Origin of the sequence: Paenibacillus sp. FSL K6-3182 (assembly GCF_037976325.1) — a bacterium.
Classification (GTDB): domain Bacteria; phylum Bacillota; class Bacilli; order Paenibacillales; family Paenibacillaceae; genus Pristimantibacillus.
Window position 1 is genome coordinate 2,382,630 of record NZ_CP150265.1, and the last position, 22,685, is coordinate 2,405,314.

Below are 22,685 nucleotides of genomic sequence, written 5' to 3' on the forward strand. Positions count from 1 at the left end.
TGCTTCACAAAACTTTAGGAGGTCAAAAAATGAAAAACAAAAGCGCTTTGACATGGATGTTGTGTATGGTCTTGTTATTTTCAGTCGTTCTCTCGGCTTGCTCCGGCAATGGTGAAAAGAATAAAACGACTAACACTCCTTCTAATAATACAGCGACAGATGCACCTACCGATGATGCAGCCAAACCGGCTACAGAAGAGAAGCATGAACCTGTTACGATTAAACTCATTTCATGGTCCGATTCTTACACGGAATTATACAAAATGTTTAACGAAAAATATCCATGGATTACAATTGAACAGGTTCCTGTAAACGGCAAACCAATTATGGAGATCATCGCTACTTTGGAAGCGGCAGGAACACCAGCCGATTTAACTTGGATCGACAGTGATTTGATCTCGTTTGACCAAGCTGGCTTGGTTGAGGATTTGACTCCTTATATCGAGAAGGATATGACATTCCAAGATGTTCAGCTGCCTCAAGGATTTTTTGATACGATGACGTATAAAGACAAAAAATTGGCTGTGCCATTCGTTGACGTACCGATGTGGATACTCGTCAATAAAGATTTGCTTGCTAAGCATGGTGTTGAAATGCCAGCAAATGATTGGACTTACGATGATTTCCGCGATGTAGCCAAAAAAATTACCGATCCAGAAGCAGGGGAATATGGCTTAACGACACAGCCAGAATTTCAAATGCGTGTTCTTAGCACAAAAGCAATTGCTGACGGACATGCTGCAAACATTCATTACTTAAATGAAGATTTGACACAAAGCTTGCTCAATACGCCAGATGTAATGAACGATGTTAGATGGCTTTCAGATTTTGTGTGGAAAGACGGCTCCATGCAGAGCAATGCAAAGGCAAAGGAACAAGGCGATGTATCGAGAGAATTTATTAACGGTAAAACGGGCTTTGCGATCGGCGGAGACTGGGTACTTCCAGGCCTCAAAAAAGATGCAAAATTTGAATGGGATGTTTTGCCTTTCCCAAGAGGAAAAGTAAGCCAACCAGGTTATAGTATTTATGGTCCGCTTTCACTGCTCAGCGGTTCCAAGCATAAAGAAGAAGCTTTCCTATGGATTAGCTTCCAATTCTCCAAAGTAGCGCAAAAATGGAAGATTGACCAAGGTGCAAATGCTTCGGTTATCGATCCTGAATTGACCGCTTATTATGATGAAACGCCAATGTGGGAAGGCAAAAACAAGGAAGCTGTAAAAATTGCAAAAGAAAATGCAAAAATTCAGCCAGGTGTAACCGTTCCTGCTTGGTCTGAATACAACTGGAACAATATTTTGAATGAAATTATTTTTGATGGAGCAGATATTAATAAACTGATTCCAGAAACGGAAAAATGGAATAAACGGACACTAGAGGTTCGTGAATCGTTGAAATAATCGGAGTCTACCTTTAGTAGGCTAATCTCGAAATCACCCTATGTCGCATGGTTTGCGGCAATAGGGTGATTTTTTTGTATTAATAAGGTATGTAGATAGCCTAAGCTTAGTAATTCATATACTTAGTCATATAAAATAATTAATAATTTCAATATAAATATGTATTATTTAAGAAGTTTCAATCTAATTGGTTTAATTTACATAACATTTTAGTTAAACTGGTTTAATATAGATAAATTAACAGTGGGGGTTATCAAAAATGAAGATGGGATTACGCTCGTTGACGAATAAATTTATGCTAGTCATGGCCGTCGCATTAGTCATAATCGTAAGTGTGATTCTCATTTATGAATGGAAATCTACTCGTATAGCTGTTGAGCAGCAGCTTCTGGACAAGGGTCGCACGATGGTTTTATCGCTAGCTCGCACACTTGAGAATGTTACGGAGCAGGATTTTAAAACAGGTGTTGTGCTGGAGGATGGAACGAAATGGGATGGAAACAAGCTTAAAGAGGATTTTTTCAACGATACATTGACTGTAAATCCTGAAAGTGAGAAAGTGGCAGAAAAAAGACTAAAGGACTCATCCTATGCGGGGAAAGAATCGATTTTGTACAATGGAGAGTCCATTCCGCTATCTCAATATGAACTGAAATATGATAGTGCCTATGACCGTTATACGGATTACCGCTGGCAAGGCATTATGGATAGTTTTCTGACGGAGGAAAATGTTATTTTTGCTATTGCAGGCGCTTATTCAGAAAATCCGAATTTTGCGGGCTATATCCCAACACATAATAGCATTTACAGCCCCATGGGAGAAGAATCAAAAGATGCTTGGGGCGACGAGGGACTTCTTAGTCAAAACTACCGGGCTAATCGGATTTTTAACGATAAAACAGGCTACAATGCCGCTACGAATACGAAGACGGATGATGTCCTTCTGCAAAAATATAATAGACTCATAGACGGGAAAACGGTAGAAACGTGGGATATTTCCTATCCTTTAATTATCGATGGCAAACATTGGGGCGGGGTACGTGTTGCATTGTCAAAAGAAAAGGCCGATGCGCTCATCGCTTCAGAAAGAACGATGGTTGTCATGCAATTTGGCGGCCTGATGGTTGTTGTATTGGTCGTTTTGTTTCTGCTATCACAATTTATGGTAGGACGTAAGCTTCGTAATATTGTTCATGCAGCAATTAATCTTAATTCTAGCGAAGCGGATCTTACCTATCGTATAGAAAATAAAGGAAATGATGAAATTGCTCGCCTAGGCGAAGAAATCAATCATTTCATTGCCCATATGCAAGGCTTAATGCGGACGATTCGGAACAATGCCGCATCCGTATCGGATTTTGCAGGCCGATTAGGTGTAGGCTCGCAGCAAAGCCGAGAGCTCTCCTCGCAGCTTGCTTCCTCTGTGAATGAGATGGCAATTGGCGCGGAAAATCAAGCGGACGGAGCAGTTGAGGCAGCAAGGTCTATGGAGGAAATGGCGACGAGCGTAGGAAGGATTGCTCACTCCTCGAGCCAAATGTCGGAAGCGTCGAACGACATGCTGCAAGCAGCGGAGCTGGGTCATGAAAAATCGGATCATGCGGTTGGTCAAATGGAACGGCTTGGCGCGGCAACGGCTTCGATATCAAGAGTGATCGGACATCTTAATGAGCGCTCATCCGAAATCCAAGAGATGGCAGGCACGATTGCTGCTATTGCAAATCAGACGAATTTGCTCGCTCTAAACGCTGCTATAGAAGCGGCACATGCAGGGGAGTATGGCCGTGGATTTGCAGTAGTATCAAGTGAAGTAAGAAAACTGGCTGAACAGGCTTCGGCTCATGCGGGCCATATCGAAGAAACGATTAATGAGGTGCTAGCCTTGACTGCCGATGCTGTTGACGCTGTCACTGCAGGAGAGCAAGAAATGGAACAAGGATTACTCATCGTTCAGGAGCTGAAGGTATCTTTTGACACGATATGGAAGGAATCCCGCCTTGTTGCCTCACAAATTGAAGATGTATCTGCTTCAACGGAGGAGATGGCAGCAGGCAGTGAGGAAGTGAGCGCTTCCGTTGAATCGATGGCGCAGGTAGCCAAGGATACTTCCACTCATGCTGCGCAATCGGCAGCGGACACTGAGCGGCAAAATCAGCTCGCAGCTGAAACGCAGCAGCTTGCTTCATCTGTAAATGAGCTTTCGGAGGAGCTTCAGCGCTCGATTAAGAGATTCAAAATTGAGTAATTTGTAGCTGAAGTAGATTTATGATGAAATACTAGTCATATGCGCATGAAATCGAATAGAGAATTGTACAAGTTGAAAAAAAACGGTCAGAACCTTTGTCTAATCCTTTCAAATTTGATACAATTCACAAAACAAGCACTTACAATTTCATAGAATAGCTAATATGGTGCTGCCGTGAATCTATCATTCACAAGCAGCTTAATAGGGAAGTTCGGTCAAAATCCGACGCGGTCCCGCCACTGTATCGCGGAGCAGATGATCATGTTGTCCACTGTCATATCATGACGGGAAGGAGATCGTCTATGCAATGAAGCGAAGCCAGGAGACCTGCCATAGGAGCGCTCTATATTTCTCACGAGGATGGGAGGGAGATGTTTATTCGTGCTTTTGCAATAGGTGGATTCCTATGCTTCCATGCGCACGTGTTTATCCAAACATCTTTCCACAAACGGAAAGATGTTTTTTTGTTGCCAAAAATGATTAAAGGGAGAGAAAACATTGCTTAATTTAAAAAGATTTATGAAAAAGAGTTTGCCTGCTATTTTAAGTTTTGTATTGGTGTTTACTTTATTTGCACCACAAGTAGGTAAAGCGGCAGATCATTCTGCGAATGCTTCATTGAATGAGATGATTGATAAGACGGTTGAGTATTATAAAAACAAGAAAAAGCCTTTGACATCGTGGGTGGAAATTGTAGCGCTTTGGGGCGCTGGCGTAAATTTGAACGACGGCGACTGGCAGCTGCCAAGCTGGGAGACACAGGAGCCTACAAATCCGGTACTAAAACCGGATAATGGAGGAACTGAGCATATCCGTTACATATTCGGACTGCTTGCTATGGGTGAAGATCCTGCTCATGCGTGGGAAACAGATCGTAATCTGTATGCCGAGCTGGCATCGCAGCAAGATGCAGCCACGGGAGCAATTGGTTCAACAAACAAACATATGTGGGCAATGCTTGCCCTTGATACTGGCGAAAAGCTAGGAAGCAACGTTGGAAAATGGGATGCAGCTGCTAAGAAAAAAGCAGTAGATTTTTTACTAAGCAAGCAACTGGCTGATGGCGGCTTTGCTTACTTCGGAACGAAGTCTGATCCAGATATGTCAGGGATGGGCCTGTTAGCACTTGGAAATTATCAGGATGACAGCGCTGTTCAAGCGGCAATTGAAAGAGTGAAAAGTTATTTACAAACGATAAAGCTAAACCAAGAACATATTATGTTTAGCGACAATAACTCGAATAGTCTATCCACTGTAGTGACCGGAATAACGGCTATTGGCGAGGATATTTTATCTGATGTCTGGACAGCGAACGGTAAAACGGTACTTGATTCTTTCTCTTTATTCCAGCTTCAGGATGGATCATTTAAATACCTTCTTAGCGGCGGATCTAATGGAATGGCGACTGAGCAGGCGCTAATTGCCCTGCTTGATATTAAATATCAGAAAACGGTATGGCATCGTTTAGAGGAAATTAAACAACCTATTTCTGTTAATATGAGTGTTGATGGCGTTACGGGTTCTGTTTATGGCAAGCAACCGGTAAATTTCACTCAAATTAAAAGGCCAACAGTGTTGGATGCGTTTAAGACTGCTTTGGATAATGCCTCACCAGCAATTTCCTACAATATTGTAAACAGCAGTTATGGCCCTTATATTAAAGGGGTTGCAGGACAAAATGCGGGCACCTTTGGCGGCTGGGATGGCTGGGTGTATACAGTCAACGGCATAGCTCCGAACGTAGGTGCAGGCTCTTACAAGCTTAAAGCTAACGACGAGGTTCGTTTCTTCTATAGCCGTTATGCAGATATTACAACTGGAACAACGCTTGTAAATGGTGCAACTAATCCATCAGTTGATGTAAAGCTTGTTGGAGATGAGTTCAACAGCAACGCGCTAGTGAAGAATAATTGGAAAATTAACTCTGACGTATCGGGACTGACGATTGAGTCGATCGTGAAAGAAAGCGATCAAAAGATCAAACTTAATTTGTCAGGCAAAGCTACAGAAAAAGCAGTGACCATCCAAGCATTGGGAGCAGCTTTAGTTGGTAAAAAAGACAGCACTACAATTACGCTGCGGGTTCCTGTAACCGCTAAGCTGCAGGTAGATGGCCGTTCCAGTTCGATTTATAGCAAACAAGCGGTAACGGTGAAAAACACGGTTAAGCCAGTAACTGCATTGGATGTGCTAAAACAAGCACTCAATCAAGCAGATCCTAAAATTAGCTATAAAATTGAAGATAGCAGCTACGGACAGTATGTTTCTGCCATAAACGGAGAAGCAGCGGGTACATTTGGCGGTTATGATGGCTGGATGTATGAAGTGAATGGCATTGCTCCAATGGTTGGAGCAGGTGAATACGAGCTTAAAGAAAACGATGAGGTTCGTTTCTATTACAGCAGATGGCCGGCGATTTCTTCGGGCTCGAAAATTGCAAATGGTGCTGTAGATCCATCGATTGAAGTAAAACTTGTCGGCGATGAGTTCACTAATCAAGCAACGGACATTAAAAACTGGTCAATTGATCCAGGAAATACAGGCCTTCAAGTTAATACCTTTACGCGAGATGGAAATAAAATAACGATTTCGTTAACTGGAACTGCAACTGGCGGCGCGATTACGATTAAAGCGCTTGGGGCTGCTTTTGTTGGCGGACAAGATAGTGAAGATCTAATCTCAATTGCCGTACCACGTGTTGTTGGGGATACAACGGATCAAAGCTTTGCCATCAACAAGAACGAGAAAGAGGTTGTTGTTGGCGCAGCAAGCGGTGGTCAAGTAACAAACAATGTAACCCTTACATTTGAAACAACAGCATTGCCAAAAGTAACAGCGACACGCGGTACTACAGTACTTGAAATTCCAGCTGCTACAGTGGTGACAACAACGACATGGGATAAAGCACTAGCACTCCCAAAAAATCTAAGCATCGATGAAAGTGGTTTGGCTTCCAAGCTGGATGCCGTTTTATCAGCTGACAGCAAGAAAGTGGAATCCATAGCCGTTCGCATTCAAGTTGGCGGTTCTGCAAAAATTCAATTTAATCAGCATGTATCCATCACGCTGAAGGGTCAAGGCGACAAGGAAGCTGGTTTCATTGATCAAGCAGGTGTATTCACGCCAATTAAGAAATATGCAGATTCATCCGTTCGTACGGATGAGGTTTATGCTTACAAAAAAAATAATGACTTAGTTATTCAAACGAAACATTTTACACAATTTCTTGCTTACAAAACTGCTGCTGTAACCAATCCTGGCGGTGGCGATGGTGGTACTGCTCCAATTGTTCAGAAGGTTACACTGTCCGTTGAGAAACGTTCGATAAACGAAGGCGATTTCGTTGCACCAATTACTGTAACTATACAAGATGGCGATACTGCTTTTACAGCACTGAAACGTGCACTTGAAGATAAAAGTATAGCTATTGATTACTCCGGATCAGGCTCAAGCACTTATGTGAAATCGATTGGCGGTCTTGCTGAATTCGATAAAGGCAAGGAAAGCGGCTGGATGTACTCCGTTAACGGCGTTTTCCCTAAAATAAGTGCGGGTTCCTATACTTTGAAAAATGGAGACGTGCTGCGCTGGCAGTATACGAAGGATCTAGGTAAAGATCTTGGCGCTCCAACAGAGCCAGGTGAATCAGGTGGAATAGGCGGAGTAGGCGGTGGCGATAAGCCAGAGCAGCCTAATGCAACAAAATACTCAGATGAATCAAAAATTGCAAGCTGGGCTTTGGAAGCAGTAAACAAAGCAACGGCACTAGGCTTCATGCAAGGCACAAGCACGAGCAATGCAACATTCGAGCCTAAACGTAATTTGACGCGTGCTGAATTTGCAGCGCTAATGGTAAAGTATTCCGGAGCAGACCCTATTATGGAGGATTCCGGCTTTAAGGATGTTAACAGTGGGGCATGGTATTATGGTTATGTTAAAGCAGCTAAAGAAAAAGGATTGATGTCAGGTGTAACTGAAACTTCTTTTGCACCGAACCAACCGATTACAAGACAAGAAATGGCTGCCGTTTTAGTTAGACTTAAAGGTCTAGCTGATGAGAATGCACCACAAGCAGCAATTAAGGATCGTGACGCTGTTGCAGCGTGGGCTGTTCCTTATGTAAATGTAGCTTACCAAAAAGGTCTTATGACAGGAGATAACGGCAAGTTTAATCCACAAGCTCTTGTTACACGTGAGATGGCAGCTGTTACGATCATCCGACTTCATGAATTGAAATCATAATTTACTCAGCTGTCTCGTAGGCTATTGCAATAGCTGCGGGACAGCTATTTTCTTGAAAGGAGAGTGTGGATTCAGGATGAACAAAAAATCCGTATTGCATAAACCATTATTATTGTTGGTTATATACGCATTAATGCTTTCTTGCGTCAGTACGGCTCTGTTGCCTATGCAGCGCGCGGCAGCAGCAGAAACGATGGCGGTAGAGAATGAAATGACATCAGCCGCGAAACAAATCTTAAGCAGCGGCACCATTAGCGATTGGGAAGCGATTGCCTTATATCGGTCTGGCCATGTGGTGCCAGCAAGTTATTTGAACGGGCTGGCTTCTTATTTAAAAGAGAACAAAGGTGAATTCCGCAAAGTAACCGACCTTGAAAGAATGGCTATTGCGATTAGAGCGGCAGGTGAAGATGCAGCCTCCTTCGCTGGCTACAATCTCATTCAAAGCATCTACAATCATTCGAGAATGACGAATCAAGGCACAAATGGCGTGATTTTTGCATTGATTGCTTTGGATAGCGGTAATTATGAGGTGCCAGCAAGTGCCTTATGGACACGTACGAAGTTAATAGATTGGCTGCTCAGCCAGCAAAATACGAGTGGAGCATTCCCGCTATCGGAGAAATCCGAGGATAATTTAGATATAACCGCCATGGCGATTAGCGCACTCGCTCCTTACCAAGAACAAGTAAAAGTGAAAAGTGCAATCGATAAAGCTGTAAAATGGCTGTCTTCTGAGCAGCAAGTAAATGGCGGTTTTAACGCGTTTGGAGACGACAACAGTGAGAGCGTGGCTCAAGCTATTATTGCTCTGTCAGCTGTGGGAGTTAGTCCGATGGAATCCAGCTTTATGAAAAAGAACGGGAATCTCCTAACGAGCTTATTGAGATTCCAGCTTGCGGATGGTAGTTTTGCACATGCACTTGGTCAGCCATCAAATGAGATGGCAACGGAGCAAGCGTTGATGGCGTTAGCCGCGTACGACCGCTATAGCAAGCAAAAGCCGGCGTTGTTCAACATTTCGGCGGATACAGAGTTGACGGGCAGCAAGCCGCAATTTGTAGACAATAACCTCATTTCCGTATGGGCCTATGATGCTGTTTATAGCGTGTTCGAAGCTAAAGTTATGGTAGGAGTAAGCGGTTCGGAGCTTCGCTTTGATCCGAAGAAGCAGATGACAAGAGCTGAATTTGCAACCTTGCTCATCAATCTATTGGAGGAAGCCCCTGCTAATGAAGCAGCAAAAGTGTTCAAGGATGTTCAGCCTGGCGCATGGTATTACGGAGCCATTATGCGTGCCAAGGAACTTGGCATCATTCAAGGGATTACAATAGATTCGTTCAAACCGAACCAAGCGGTAACAAGACAAGAAATGGCGATCATGATTGCCAAGGCTTTCAAGCTTAAGGGCAGCACAGATACACTTCCTTTTAAAGACGAGAGCAGCATTCATGAAAGTGCAAAAACATACGTCAATGCCGTATATGTAAACGACTTGATGCAGGGCTCGAACGGAAGCTTTAATCCGAAAGCGGTCGTTACGAGAGAAATGGCAGCCCTGGTAGCCCATAAACTGCTGGAATTGCCGGCAGCCTAAAATCAGAAGAAGCGAAATGAAAGAGCAAGCTGCTCTTTCATTTCGCTTCTTTTTTTGCATCTTAATACATAGGAAGGAAGCCCCTTTTTTCACTAAACGAACCAAATTCAGGATTTTGTTCTTTATAAAGAATGTTGGTAGTGGTATATTTAAGAGGTTGAAAGGAGGAGCACTTATTTCTTGCAATCAGATGATTTGAACCGCAAATAGGAGGCTTAAAGTGAATATATTAAAGCTAGTCATGTCACTAATGCTCGGATTACAGCTATTGATAATACCTAATCAGGCTTCGGCAGAGGCGCCGGATTCCAAAGACTATTATCTAATTGAACTTTCTAAGTTTGGCATTTATAACGATGGTACACATCCTATTGAGACAACAAAGGGCATAAACAATGCACTGCAATGGGCGGTTAAAAATGGGAAAACGACGACGTCACTGCCGCCGGGTACCTATTTAATCGATAAAGCTAACCGGATTAATATGGTCAGCAATATGGTGTTTGATCTCCCGATGGATGCGGTGCTCCAGAAGGAAACAAATGATAAAGAGTCGTATCAACTCATGTATTTGGGTTATGGCGTTCATAACGTCACGCTGAGAGGCGGGACCTATGCAGGTGACCGGGAAACACATAACTATTCTAAAAAAGACAATAAGCACAGCTCAGGCACACATGAAGCTGGTTATGGCATTTTTACACAAGGAGCTTATGATATTACCATTGACGGTGTGAAATCGATTAATTTTACAGGCGATGGTCTCATACTGGGCGGTTACGGCACGATGGCAAAGGATTTGTATGAAGATCATTTTGTATTAGGCGCATTCGATGATAAAGGAAAAAATGTCGCGAATGCCAAAAAGCTTCGAACGAAGCAGCCGCTTAATTTTACGAACACGATTTTTAAAACGGAAAAACAATTTGAACTGTCGAATGCGATTAAGCTGCCATATAAATTTGATATCTTCTTCTATAAAGCGAACGGAGCTTTTATTAAGAAGCTGGCAAATGTGAAGGTGCGCGAGCTCATCGACATACCGGAAGGAGCGACGCAGTTCCATCTTGTATTCGAGCAAGCGACCAAAAAAGGCGCCTATGTGGAATTTTGGAACAAAAGTGTAACGAAAAACGTGGTTGTGAAAAATTCTGAATTTGCTTATAACCGTAGGCAAGGGATTACGGTCGGCGGTGCTGACCAAGTACTTATTCAGAACAACGTTCTTCATCATATCAAAGGGACGATGCCGCAGTCGGGAATAGATGTGGAGGGCGGTTTTGGCGAGAACGGACACCGCAACAGCAATATTACGATCAAAAGCAATAAATTTCACGATAATGCTTCGTACGATGTCATTCTTTATGATGGAAAAGACGCAATCGTAGAAGATAATCATTTGGCATCAAAAGGTGCGATTGGGCTAGCCATCTCCGATCCATTTAAAGGGGCCATGATCAAAGGCAATCACTTTGACGGCTCGCGCATTGCAGCGGCTCACGATGCTACATTTATCGATAACAAGATGAATGATTCCTATACTTCGTTTACGGGTCCTAATATCAAAATAGATGGAATGACCTTTACGGACTCTATGTTTTTAATTAGTGCGAAGGATGCTTTTGGAGTGAGTGCATCGAACATCGTTATGAATAACAACAAAAAGAGTGATTCTGGTCTATCGCTTTGGGGAAAACCGATTCGATTGAAAAACATAACGATTAACGGCGAGGGTAAGCTTAGGGTCGTAACGGGCGGTATAACCGAGGGCTCGATCATCGATAACTTAAAGGTAACCGGCTTTAATACCGATTCCGGGTTAACGCTGCCTCCTGCCACATACAACAACTGCGAATTTATCGGAGCCACGGGAACGGGTAAATTTGGATCGATTGCGGTTGCACAAGCCGGCAAATATGTGTTCGATGGCTGTACCTTTCAATCACCGCCAGCGCTTAGCACATTAGTGATCGCTGAACATCCGAAGCTTGATTTGACAATCAAAAATTCGACATTTGAGCTATTAGGCAACTCCCAAGCCATTAGTGTACAATCGGCGAAAAACCTGCTGCTGGAGAATAATACGATTACAGCGGAAAAGCTGACCTCCGATAAGACGGAGATTGTGCGTATTAACGATTATTGGAAACGAAATGATCCGCATGATGTTCTTAAAGCAGTGATTAGAGGAAATACGATTAAAACCAATTTGGCGGCAATCGGCATCACTACTTTGTACGCGGGAACAGGAGCACCAGCCTATCTCATTGAAAACAACACCTTATACACAGCTAAGCTGGTTCAAAAGAAAAACGATATTTTGAAAAATAATTCGATTAAGAAACAATAGGCTGGCAGACGTTAGCTTTTATAAAAATGAGCATCCGTTTTCTTCAATTGAAGAGAACGGATTTTTTATTGTATTTTTCCGATTCGACGCGGGGGTAGGTAAATAGCTATAATAAGGAAATGAAGTTGCTTAGCAATTCCATTTCTTGCTTTATTGATTACCATACAATGAATAGGATGAATGTTCATGCTCAAGCGGCTTGGTAGAAGTATCCGTGACTTTCGTGAAACGTACAAGCAACATTTGTTGTTTGAATATTTATTTATGCTCCTAACGAGCTTTGTCATTATTCCGATTATTTCCTTTATTTTTAACCGTATGCTTCGTGTACTTGGATCGGGCTCTGTATTGAATGGCGATGTTTACAAAATTGGTCTGAGCTACACGGGCGTTGCTGGATTAATCGCGATCTGTTTAGTAGCCGTACTTGTGCTTTTTATCGAGTTTGGCGTAGTCATTACGATTTCTCAGCAGCATTATTTTGGCAAACAGGTATTGATCTCTGATGCCGTGCTAACGACGCTGAGACAGACGCCTAAACTATTTGGATTTGGCTTGATTCAGCTGTTGTTTTTCTTATTGTTTCTCGTGCCATTTATTGAATCGCCGCTGTCAACTTCCCTTTTTGCACAATTTAACGTCCCGATATTTTTTAACAGCCGCGTCTTGAGCTCGTCTATGATGATGCTTTCTTTATACGGCTTGTTGCTTTTGGCGGGCGTGTACACCATCTTGAGATGGATTTTTGTTTTGCATTTCATAATGATCGAAGACAAATCCATTCGAGTAGCAATCAGAAGCAGTCTCTTATTGACGAAGGGAAAGCGGTTAACGATCTTTGTTAATCTGTTTTTGCTAAATGTGTTCGTTTTCGCGCTTGGTTTTGTCGTCATCTCGTCTGTTGCTTATTTGCCAGCGTGGCTGGATATCAATGTGCTTAAAGTGGTGTCCAATCATTATTCATTAACGCTAACAACGGTACTAACCTATATGTTCACTTTGCTGCTCGTGCCGATTAATATCATCTTTTTGACAAGGCTCTTCTATCACTTTAAACGTACACGGGGCGTGATGCCGCGAGATCAGCTCCGTTTATTCAGAAATAGCTGGGTTGGCCCGCTTGAGCAGCGTCTTATGACTTTTCTAAAAGGCAGAACGAGGAAACGAGTGCTCTACAGCTCTATATTGGCTGCTTATTTAGCGCTTGCGCTGTTTGTCAGCTATGCTGCTAATGATCAATTGGTTTATGTAAAATGGAGCGTGCTCTTGTCTGCTCATCGCGGCGATACGCTCGTTGCGCCGGAAAACTCGCTGGAAGCGATTCGCAGCTCAGTGGCGCAAAGCATTGATGCCGTTGAAATTGATGTACAGATGACAAAGGATGGCGTAGTTGTCCTGAACCATGACTATAATCTACAGCGTATGGCGGGTGTGCCGAAGCGGGTGAGCGAGCTGGATTATGAGGAAATTGCGAGGCTGAACATTGCCAAAGCTGGCGGTGAACCCGATGAGATTGTGCGAATTCCTATGTTATCCGAGGTGCTTGGAGAAGTGCTGGGGAAGTCGAAGCTAATCATTGATCTTAAGCCATACGGTTCAGGCGAACAATTGGCTGAGCATGTTGTCGCATTAATTGAACAATTCGATATGGTGCAGGACTGTTATATTCAATCATTCGATCGGTCTACGCTTCAGCATATTCGGTCACTGAACCCTGAAATTAATATTGGCCAAATTTTATATTTTGCACTCGGTGATCTTTCGCTCCTTGATGTTGATTTCTATACCATTGAACAGATTATGCTGACTGAGCAGCTCGTGGAGCGTGCGCATAAAAAAGGCCGTGAAGTATGGGTGTGGACAGTTAACAGCGAGCGAAATTTAAAAGAGGTGCTTAAATTCGAAATCGACGGCATTATTACCGACTATCCTGCACGCGCGCATAATATGGTTGAGCTGAAGTAAGAACAAACAAATTGAGCGGAGGGGCGGTTAACGGTGAAACAAATTGAAAAATATAAACCTTTTATTGAGTCGCTCCCGCCCGGCAGCTTGTCCAAGGAGCAGCTGTTCGTGAAACAATTGCTTCTTCACGAAGAGCAGGACATGTCGATTTATTACGTGCCTTACGAATATGTGAATACCTCTGCTAAAGTGATGATTATCGGCATTACGCCAGGCTTTACCCAAATGGAGGTAGCCATACGCAGCGCGCGGGAGGATCTTGTAAATGGGGTGTCTTATGACCTCATTGATCAACGCGCGAAGAAGCTTGCCAGCTTTGCAGGCTCTATGAGAAAAAATTTGATCGACATGCTCGATCAAATTGGATTGCCTGCAGCGCTTGGCATAAAGAGCAGCGAGCTATTATTTTATGAGCTTAGAGATTTACTGCATACAACTTCAGCAATAAGGTATCCCGTGTTCATAAAGGGTAAAAATTACACCGGGCACAGCCCTGTTATTTTGAAATCAAAGACGCTATATCACTATGCTGAGAGTATCTTTCTTCCAGAATTGCTGGCGGTAAATGATGCGCTTGTCATCCCGCTTGGCAAGTCGGTATCCGATGTAGTCAAGCATTTTGCTGACAAGGGATGGATAGATAAAGAAAGATGCTTGTTCGAAATGCCGCATCCCTCAGGAGCAAATGGTCACAGAAAAAGCCAGTTTGAGCAGAACAAAGCACAGATGCAGCAGCAAGTGATTACATGGTTCAGCTAATCATATAACAGCTACAGAAATAGAAAGGCGTGACGGGGATGCATAGTAAAAAAGTTCGTATGATTACCTCTTTTGCGTTTCTAGCCAGTCTCTTATGGATATTTGCTTTAGGCTGGTCGATAAAGGATTATTTATTCGGAACAGCGAGCCAATCAGCTGTATCGCAAGATACGGAACAACCAGCAGAATCATCAAGCGGATTAAAGATTATTGCATTAGGGGATTCGTTAACGAGAGGAACAGGCGATATCGAAGGAAAAGGGTATGTGGGTTATGTCAGCGATCAACTGAAGCAGTCCGGTACAGATGTTTCCTTAATTAACTTAGGCATAAAGGGACTTACCTCTTCAGAGCTAGTGGAGCAGATGAAACAAAAGGAAATCGAGCGGCAAATTGGACAAGCAGACATTATTCTGATGACCATTGGCGGCAACGACTTATTTCTCGGTGGTCAATCGCTTACGGATCTGTCTGAGGCAAGCATTTCGGGATTAGAGGAAGCGTACTTGAATCATCTAAAAACGATTTTGACGAGCATTCGTGCCGTTAATACAGAAGCGACCGTTTATTTGCTTGGACTGTATAATCCGTTCAGCGAGTTCCAAAATGGTGAGTTAATGTCGACCGTGGTTAGGAATTGGAATAGTAAAACTGCAGAGACACTGGCGCAGCATTCGAAAGCCGTTCTGGTTCCGACCTATGATTTGTTTCAGTTGAATGCAGAGAAACTGTTATTTACGGATCATTTCCACCCGAATGAGATAGGGTATCGCTTAATGGCTGAGCGGGTAGCCGTGTTAATTGCTGATGCAGGAGGACAATCATGAGCGACATTACATTAGCGGTTCAGGGTTTACGGAAGGTGATAGGCAAGCGGACGATCATCAAGGACTTAAGCTTTGAGCTGAAGCGCGGCGAAGTATTTGGTTTTCTAGGCCCTAACGGAGCAGGGAAAACGACGACGATTCGGATGCTGGTCGGTTTAATTAAGCCAACCTCCGGCACCATCCATATATGCGGCTTGGATATTGCGAAACATTTTACAAAAGCGATGCGGCATTTAGGATGTATCGTAGAAAACCCAGAGCTGTATCCGTTTCTCAGCGGAATGGACAATCTTCGCCACTTTGCCGTTATGATTAATGGAATTACGCAGGAGCGGATCAATGAGGTTGTTGCGCTTGTTGGCATGCAGGATCGAGTGAATGATAAGGTAAGCACCTATTCACTTGGGATGAGGCAGCGGCTTGGGATCGCTCAAGCACTGCTTGGCAAGCCTGATGTCCTCATATTGGACGAGCCAACGAATGGGCTTGATCCATCGGGCATTAGAGAAATGCGTGCTTTTATAAGGTTTCTAGCCGAGGAAGAAGGATTGACCGTGCTCGTATCGAGCCATTTGCTGCATGAAATTCAATTGATGTGTGACCGGGTTGCGATTATTTCCAAAGGCGAGATCATTCGAGTAGATTCGGTTAAGCAGCTGCTGTCCAGCGAAGAACGTCTAGTATGGCGGCTGCAGCCGCAAGAACTGGGACGATCGATACTTGGCGATGTTACGGCTGTCCTTGGTGAGACAACGGATACGGTTATGACAGCTTACGTTGAACATGCAGTTGGAGAGTGGAATCGCAAGCTTGTTGAGGCTGGGGTAAGTGTGCTGGAGATGAATCGGAAGCTTCCCGCGCTTGAAGATCTATTTCTTGAGCTGACAGGAGGCGAGTCGATTGATTAATCTCGTTCAAAATGAAATGACGAAGCTGGTTGGCAAACGACGTTTTATCGTCATTTCGATCATTATTATCGTTCTTCTCTCGATGTTTACTTATGCGCAGGCGAAACAGGCGGAATCCATAAAGGAGCGGCTGGGTGACGTGGATTGGCGCACCGAATTGCAGCAGCAAATTGTGGATATGCAAAATCGGTTGAGCAGCGCAGGACAGTGGCGAGAGCAAATTCAAATTCAAATCAAACAATCCGAATATTATTTGAACAATAATGTGAATCCCTCTGAGCCGGGAGCGCCAACCTTCATTAGAGGTTTTGTTCAAAACTCGGCGGAGCTGTTTCTCCCGTTGCTCATCATGATTATTGCGGTAGATATCGTCTCCTCAGAACGTAGCATGGGAACGATTAAGCTGCTGCTAACCCGCCCTGTGAGCAGGTTTAAAATATTGCTCAGCAAATATATCGCGCTGATATTGTCCGTTTCCTTAGTTATTTTCATATTTGGTTTGTTGTCTTACCTCATCTCAGCCGTTATGTTCGGTAATCAAGGGTGGTCGGCTCCCGTATTAACCGGATTCTCCACACAAGGCGGCGAGCTCGACATATCAGGTGTCCGCCTGGTGTCACAATGGCAGTTTATTATTCAGCAGTTTGGACTAGCATGGTTTATCTCGCTTGTAGTGGGAACGTTATCGTTCATGCTGTCCATTCTAATGAGAAGCAGTGCAGCCGGGATGGGAACGATGCTCGCATGCTTGATTGCAGGCGCTATTCTTAGCAACATGGTATCCTCATGGGATTCGGCCAAATATTTGTTCATGGTCAATCTTGGTTTGATGGACTATGTCAGTGGATCTGCTCCTCCAATCGAGGGCATGACACTTGGCTTCTCGCTTGCCGTGCTGGCCGCTTGGATGGTCGGTTCGCTGCTCGTTTCATTTACGGTGTTTATGAGAAAAGACATTTATTGATCGTGCTGCAGGTTGTCTAACTCATCCTAAAATGCTTCTTCTATGCATAAGCATGTAATAGAGAGGAGCGTGATAAGGTTGGACAAAACGGTACGCAGATATTACCAGCAAAAACAAAAGCAAAAAGAAATAGAGCAGGAGCTGACAGAACTCAGGCAGACCATTATGAGCTACTTGGCTGAGCAGGAAGCAAGCGAGCTGGAGATTGGGAGCCATAAAGTAAAAGTGGTTGTGCAGGAGCGTAAGGAATACGACGACAACAAGCTTTATGAGGCGCTGCCAGATCCGGAGCTATGGCGAATGTTATCGAAGCCGGATGGCTCAAAAATTGCAAGCCTGGTCAAGCTGAACGTCATTAATGAGGAAAAGCTGAAGGATACTTTTTCTACAAAGACGGTTAAGCTGCTTCAGGTGGATAAGAAGTAAATTTATGAAAGGACGATTCGATCAAACGAATCGTTCTTTTTTTGTGCGCGGCATTTGAAGCTCGCTTGGGGAAACAGTTTGTTAGCATTGACGAGGGTCATTCCGCCAAAGCAGCTTTGCGGCGCGAGTTATACGGAAATAGATCTAGAAATTAACTCTATTTCGCTCAAACTGACCAAAACCGCTCAAATAGAACTAAAAACTAGACTTATTACTGCGTGCATCCTGCCTAATTGCCTCTAAATGCGCGAACTACACAGAAATAGATCTAGAAATTAGCTCTATTTCACTCAAACTGACCAAAAACGCTCAAATAGATCTAGAAACTAGTCTTATTACTGCGTGCATCCCGCCGAATGGCCTCTAAAGCGCGAACTACACCGAAATAGATCTAGAAACTAGCGCTATTTCGCTCAATTTCACCAATACTGCACAAATAGAACTAAAAACTAGTCTTATTACTGCGTGCATCCTGCCGAATCGCCTATAAATCGCGAATTTTGAAGAAATAGAACTAGAAATTAGCTCTATTTCTCACAAACTGACCAAAACTGGACAAATAGGTCTAGAAACTAGTCTTATTACTGCGCATGCTCAGCCGAAATGCCTCTAAAGCGCAAAACTTACAGAAATAGAACTAGAAATTAGCTCTATTTCTCACAAACTGACCAAAACTGGACAAATAGGTCTAGAAACTAGTCTTATTACTGCGTACCTCCCGCCGAATGGCCTTTGAAGCGCGAAACTTACAGAAATAGAACTAGAAATTAGCTCTATTTCGCTTAAACTGACCAAAATCGGATAAATAGAACTAAAAACTATACTTATTACTGCGTGCATAAGGTACTTCAATCGCCATCCAGCTAAGTCAAAAAGGAGGTAATGCAACAACAGGCTTCTTAGATTGTTACTAAGCGACGTTTCTCAGTGAATCAGAGAGCTGATACTTCAAATAGACTCTCAAAAAAGTCGTACCGATTCTTAAATGGTCTGAACTCTCTGAATCAACTTATAGACAACATGTAACTGTCCTCCTAAACGCAACTTTTTCATCACTCTAATCGTCATACTTACCAAATAAAGCCAAACTACGGGCGCATTAGATTTTAGTGTGCAATGGAGGCCTTGTATTTATGACTATCAAAAAATATCAAACAACAGCAATCGTTGTGCTGCTCGCCTTGCTCGTTGGATGTGAGGGCAATGCCATTAACGACATGCCATCAAATCAAATATCCGCTAGGGAAACACCCGCGAATACTTTGAAGCTCGTCCAAAAAGAAGAAGCCGCAACTCCTATACCAATTACGATCGATATGATTAAGAGTGAAATAAAAGATGATTTGACCCAAGATCAGGTTCATACGCTTTTTGGAATACCAGCATCATCTGGAGAGAATTACATCATGATGAACGGTAAAATGAGTGTCATTGATCAATACATATATGAAGAGGGCCAATCAAAACTCGTCATTCAATGGTCCAAGGAAGGGCAGCTGCTATACGCTGTGTTCTACGATACGGATGCTTCAGGGAAACGCAGGAGCTTCCTGCCTGCTATTAAGGGGCTGTCGTCATCCTCATCAGAAAATAATCTTGTAGCTAGAGAGCATGCGATTGAGCTGGATAAGCCAGTTACATTATATATGAACACGAATGCCTATGAGTGGTGGGGAGGAACACGAGCTGTTAAGTTCATCTCTGTAGATGCACGGGCAAAATATAAAGTCGTTACATTGTCGGATGATTTTGCCGAAATTCAGGACGAATCGGGATACGGTGGGTTTGTACCCGTGTGGTATTTAACAAAAGAAGCCGCTCAAGTGAAAGATATAGCACCTCTATCGTTAAAAGCAAAAGAAAGTGCTAAAGCGAAGTGGTATCCGAATTCACAAGGTGATGCCACAACTATGAAAGAGGGAGATACCCTTTATGCTTACAAGCAATATGGGGATTGGTATGGAGCTGCCGTACCGGATAGTGCCGAAGGCGATAAATCCTATGGCCTTCTATGGATTCGTAAGGATCAAGTAACGTCAGCTGGTGCTGCTGCGCCTTTGTTTGAGATTAAAAATAGCAAACAAGCGGTAGCTGCTGCTGTGCGGAGTATACTTGTGCCTGGTCTAGAGAAAGCTCGCGTGGAGGCGATCTTTGGTGAACCTTCGTTCGAAGAGTCTTCCGAAAATGTAGCTTCATTAGAAGCAAAAGCTCGCACCCTTCCATTATGGCGTTATGAGGGTGAGCAAAATGAGCTTATCGTTGCTTGGTCAGAAGCGGGGACACTTCGGTATTCGATATACCGAGACTCCCCCGAACTAATTGCGCCACAATATGGTGTTAGTGCTCAGGGGCCTCTTGCACCTTCGCTGCATATGCAGTGGGATTGGCGCTTCAAGTCCGATCTCGGATTCAATTTTCTACTTGAGAAGGTTGGTAATGTTCTGCTCATCGCAGGCGAGGATGGCGGTTTCAGCGGTATGCACAATAATTCGAATATATATGCACTTGACTCTGCTACGGGTCGTAAGAAATGGCAGTTTGATTTTGGCTTTGGAAGACATGATTACGGTTTATCGCAGGATAAAGAACGAATAGCGTTTCTTAAGAGCTCTATGCAAGAAGACCGTCCAGTTCATACGCTTCAGACATTAAAGACAGCTACCGGACAAAAAATGTGGCAAAAGAAGCTGGACAATGGTAAGGATGTAACCTCATTTGCTGTATCCAAAAACGTGATCTCAGCCGTACAATCAAAGCGAATCAGCACAACGGAAGAAAAGTTTACTTATGATCTCATCGGGTTGAGCATGGGAACAGGCAAGCAGCTTTGGAATATTGAGCTAGCTCAAGAATCAGAATTGGTTCGTGATGTCGGCAATCAAGACGTATTGCTTATGCAAGCAGGTCCGGACATTAATCCTGTGATATTGAATGAGCTGCAAGCATACGACCCGTTGACTGGAAAGGTGCTCTGGAAGAAGCCGGAGCGTAAAGCGGCCTCAGATCAAGAAGTGACGGATAGTGTTCGTTATGCGGAGCGTTCGAAAGCTTTTTGGACGAGGACGGTGGATGAATTAGTGTTAGTAGATGCTAAGACAGGCAAGGATGGGCTTCGCCTGCCTCTTGTCGGTTATAGCCGTTACGACATTATTGATGAAAATTATGTGTTTCTACAACAGTCATCTGATAACAACTTATATAGTGAAAACGTGAAAAGCTCTTTAATCGAAGTTAAGTCAGGCAGGCTGTTATTTACACTAGAAGGAAGAGCTGAATTCGGGAAAGTAGAAGGAAGCTTGCTATATTATCGCCTGAATGGTAAAGCGATGTCTTTTGATTTGAAAAAGGAAGAGCAGCGCTGGACATCTTCCAGTGTTCCTGGCAAGCAAACGGATGGCGCTTCAGTTGTACAGTATGGCGGCAAGCTAATTGGCGTTTTTCCGGGTCTCGGTAATATGTATGTGTTAGACGAATCGACTGGAGAAGCAGTGAATAGACTCTCAGACGTTCGAGTTGGGTATTACGATTTTACGCCAAATCAACTGCTGAGTGGTTATTTATCGGTTAATGATGGGCAGCTTTATGTAGGCTCCTCGAATGGGTATTTTAGTAAGATAAAATAGAAGGAAGTGTGTTATGCCAATTGATGCCGTATTATTTGATTTTGATGGAACTTTAGCAGATACTTTGCCATTATCGTTTAAAGCTTTTAACACCGTGTTCAAAACATATGACAATCGAGAGGTTACGAATGAAGAGCTCATAGCGATGTTTGGTCCAACAGAAGAGGAGATCATTGCAAATCATTTCAGGAATGAAGAATTTATTTTACAAGCGATTATGGACTATTATGCGATTTACAAGCAGGGGCATTTTGATACCATCGAAAAGGATCAGGCTATTATTGATTTGCTAGAACATTTGAAGGGAAAGGGGATCAAAATCGGAGTCATCACAGGAAAAAGCAGGCGAGCGTTCCAGATTTCATCTGAAGCGCTGAATTTAATAAGTTACTTTGATGTGGTGATTACTGGTGATGATGTCGTGAAGCCCAAACCTGACCCCGAAGGCATATATAAAGCGTTAGAAATCCTTGGCGTTAATAAATCCAAAACCGTATTTATTGGCGACAGTAATGCAGATATTGTGGCAGGTAAATCTGCTGGCTTACGGACCTATGGCGTGCAATGGCTGTCAACGTTCCAAAGCAGCGTGTTTGATATACCGCCTGATGCTATTTTCAGAAGCGTAGCTGAATTTCTTGACATCATGAAAGAAGAGGGATAAATCGATGGAATTGAAGTGGTTGGAGTGGGCGAAACAGATGCAGGCGATTGCTCAAACGGGACTTACATACACGAAGGATGTTTATGATATAGAACGTTATGAACAGCTGCGGCAGATGAGTATAGAAATTATGATGAACTATACTTTGGTTAGTCAGGAGAAAATTGCTCTAACTTTCGCAAGTGATTCTGGTTATGCGACGCCAAAGGTCGATATTCGTGGTGTGATTTTTAAGGAGAATAAAATACTGCTTGTTCGCGAGAAGCTGGATGGCGCATGGGCATTGCCGGGAGGCTGGGCGGATATCGGTTATTCGCCTTCGGAGATTGCAGTGAAAGAGGTCAAAGAAGAATCAGGGTTTGATGTTGTGCCCGTTCGTTTGCTCGCTGTATTGGATAAAAAATTTCATGATCATCCGCCTGAGCCTTACCATGTATATAAGTTTTTTATACTTTGTAAAATTGTTGGTGGAGAGGCCGCTGTCGGAGTAGAAACAAGCGCAGTTGATTTTTTTGAGATGAATCAATTGCCAGAGCTGTCTGCGGAGAGAAACACCAAAAAACAGATTCAAACATTGTTTGAGTTTCTTGAAAATCCAAATAAAGAGATTATTCTTGATTGACCTGTTGCAATAATCGGGATCGTAATATTTTATATACCTTGAGATGAAGCGGGTTTATTTTCAATTGTCGAAATCCCGTACATGCACTTCTAG

14 protein-coding genes and 1 riboswitch are annotated in these 22,685 nt (G+C 43.3%); all 14 genes read left to right on the forward strand.

Annotation, left to right across the window (positions count from 1 at the left end; all coding sequences use genetic code 11):
- Positions 1–29 precede the first annotated feature (29 nt).
- The gene (locus MHH56_RS10230) at positions 30–1,400 is read left to right on the forward strand and encodes an extracellular solute-binding protein (protein WP_339208040.1); all 1,371 of its coding nucleotides are present in this window, start codon (positions 30–32) and stop codon (positions 1,398–1,400) included.
- A gap of 259 nt (positions 1,401–1,659) precedes the next feature.
- Positions 1,660–3,645, forward strand: a complete 1,986-nt coding sequence (locus MHH56_RS10235; protein ID WP_339208041.1) for a HAMP domain-containing methyl-accepting chemotaxis protein — start codon at positions 1,660–1,662, stop codon at positions 3,643–3,645.
- Positions 3,646–3,792: 147 nt separating this feature from the next.
- Positions 3,793–3,995, forward strand: a riboswitch (cobalamin riboswitch).
- Positions 3,996–4,164: 169 nt separating this feature from the next.
- Entirely contained in the window at positions 4,165–7,887 is a 3,723-nt protein-coding gene (locus MHH56_RS10240; protein WP_339208042.1) for a DUF4430 domain-containing protein, read from the forward strand.
- A 76-nt stretch (positions 7,888–7,963) separates the two neighbouring features.
- Complete coding sequence (locus MHH56_RS10245; RefSeq protein WP_339208043.1) at positions 7,964–9,484, forward strand: S-layer homology domain-containing protein; 1,521 nt, start codon at positions 7,964–7,966, stop codon at positions 9,482–9,484.
- A gap of 220 nt (positions 9,485–9,704) precedes the next feature.
- A complete protein-coding gene (locus MHH56_RS10250) occupies positions 9,705–11,834 on the forward strand; it encodes a right-handed parallel beta-helix repeat-containing protein (RefSeq protein ID WP_339208044.1) in 2,130 nt (709 codons plus the stop codon).
- Positions 11,835–12,020: 186 nt separating this feature from the next.
- On the forward strand, positions 12,021–13,799 hold the full coding sequence (locus MHH56_RS10255; RefSeq protein ID WP_339208046.1) for a glycerophosphodiester phosphodiesterase: 1,779 nt from the start codon (positions 12,021–12,023) through the stop codon (positions 13,797–13,799).
- 33 nt (positions 13,800–13,832) lie between these two features.
- Complete coding sequence (locus MHH56_RS10260; protein ID WP_339208047.1) at positions 13,833–14,558, forward strand: uracil-DNA glycosylase family protein; 726 nt, start codon at positions 13,833–13,835, stop codon at positions 14,556–14,558.
- 38 nt (positions 14,559–14,596) lie between these two features.
- Positions 14,597–15,385 (forward strand): SGNH/GDSL hydrolase family protein, encoded by a 789-nt coding sequence (locus MHH56_RS10265; protein WP_339208049.1) that lies wholly within the window; start codon positions 14,597–14,599, stop codon positions 15,383–15,385.
- On the forward strand, positions 15,382–16,293 hold the full coding sequence (locus tag MHH56_RS10270) for an ABC transporter ATP-binding protein (protein ID WP_339208050.1): 912 nt from the start codon (positions 15,382–15,384) through the stop codon (positions 16,291–16,293). The genes MHH56_RS10265 and MHH56_RS10270 overlap by 4 nt, the downstream gene beginning before the upstream one ends.
- Positions 16,286–17,257, forward strand: a complete 972-nt coding sequence (locus tag MHH56_RS10275) for an ABC transporter permease (RefSeq protein WP_339208052.1) — start codon at positions 16,286–16,288, stop codon at positions 17,255–17,257. Before MHH56_RS10270 ends, MHH56_RS10275 begins: the two co-directional genes overlap by 8 nt.
- A 72-nt stretch (positions 17,258–17,329) precedes the next feature.
- On the forward strand, positions 17,330–17,683 hold the full coding sequence (locus MHH56_RS10280; protein WP_339209549.1) for a hypothetical protein: 354 nt from the start codon (positions 17,330–17,332) through the stop codon (positions 17,681–17,683).
- A 1,133-nt stretch (positions 17,684–18,816) separates the two neighbouring features.
- A complete protein-coding gene (locus MHH56_RS10285) occupies positions 18,817–21,306 on the forward strand; it encodes a PQQ-binding-like beta-propeller repeat protein (RefSeq protein WP_339208053.1) in 2,490 nt (829 codons plus the stop codon).
- A 13-nt stretch (positions 21,307–21,319) separates the two neighbouring features.
- Complete coding sequence (locus tag MHH56_RS10290; RefSeq protein WP_339208054.1) at positions 21,320–21,970, forward strand: HAD family hydrolase; 651 nt, start codon at positions 21,320–21,322, stop codon at positions 21,968–21,970.
- A gap of 4 nt (positions 21,971–21,974) precedes the next feature.
- Complete coding sequence (locus tag MHH56_RS10295) at positions 21,975–22,592, forward strand: NUDIX hydrolase (protein ID WP_339208056.1); 618 nt, start codon at positions 21,975–21,977, stop codon at positions 22,590–22,592.
- The last annotated feature ends 93 nt before the right edge of the window (positions 22,593–22,685 follow it).

Coding starts and splice junctions, on each gene's coding strand:
- MHH56_RS10230 (WP_339208040.1), top strand. CDS start 30: ATGAAAAACAAAAGCGCTTTGACATGGATGTTGTGTATGGTCTTGTTA.
- MHH56_RS10235 (WP_339208041.1), top strand. CDS start 1,660: ATGAAGATGGGATTACGCTCGTTGACGAATAAATTTATGCTAGTCATG.
- MHH56_RS10240 (WP_339208042.1), top strand. CDS start 4,165: ATGAAAAAGAGTTTGCCTGCTATTTTAAGTTTTGTATTGGTGTTTACT.
- MHH56_RS10245 (WP_339208043.1), top strand. CDS start 7,964: ATGAACAAAAAATCCGTATTGCATAAACCATTATTATTGTTGGTTATA.
- MHH56_RS10255 (WP_339208046.1), top strand. CDS start 12,021: ATGCTCAAGCGGCTTGGTAGAAGTATCCGTGACTTTCGTGAAACGTAC.
- MHH56_RS10265 (WP_339208049.1), top strand. CDS start 14,597: ATGCATAGTAAAAAAGTTCGTATGATTACCTCTTTTGCGTTTCTAGCC.
- MHH56_RS10270 (WP_339208050.1), top strand. CDS start 15,382: ATGAGCGACATTACATTAGCGGTTCAGGGTTTACGGAAGGTGATAGGC.
- MHH56_RS10285 (WP_339208053.1), top strand. CDS start 18,817: ATGACTATCAAAAAATATCAAACAACAGCAATCGTTGTGCTGCTCGCC.
- MHH56_RS10290 (WP_339208054.1), top strand. CDS start 21,320: ATGCCAATTGATGCCGTATTATTTGATTTTGATGGAACTTTAGCAGAT.
- MHH56_RS10295 (WP_339208056.1), top strand. CDS start 21,975: ATGGAATTGAAGTGGTTGGAGTGGGCGAAACAGATGCAGGCGATTGCT.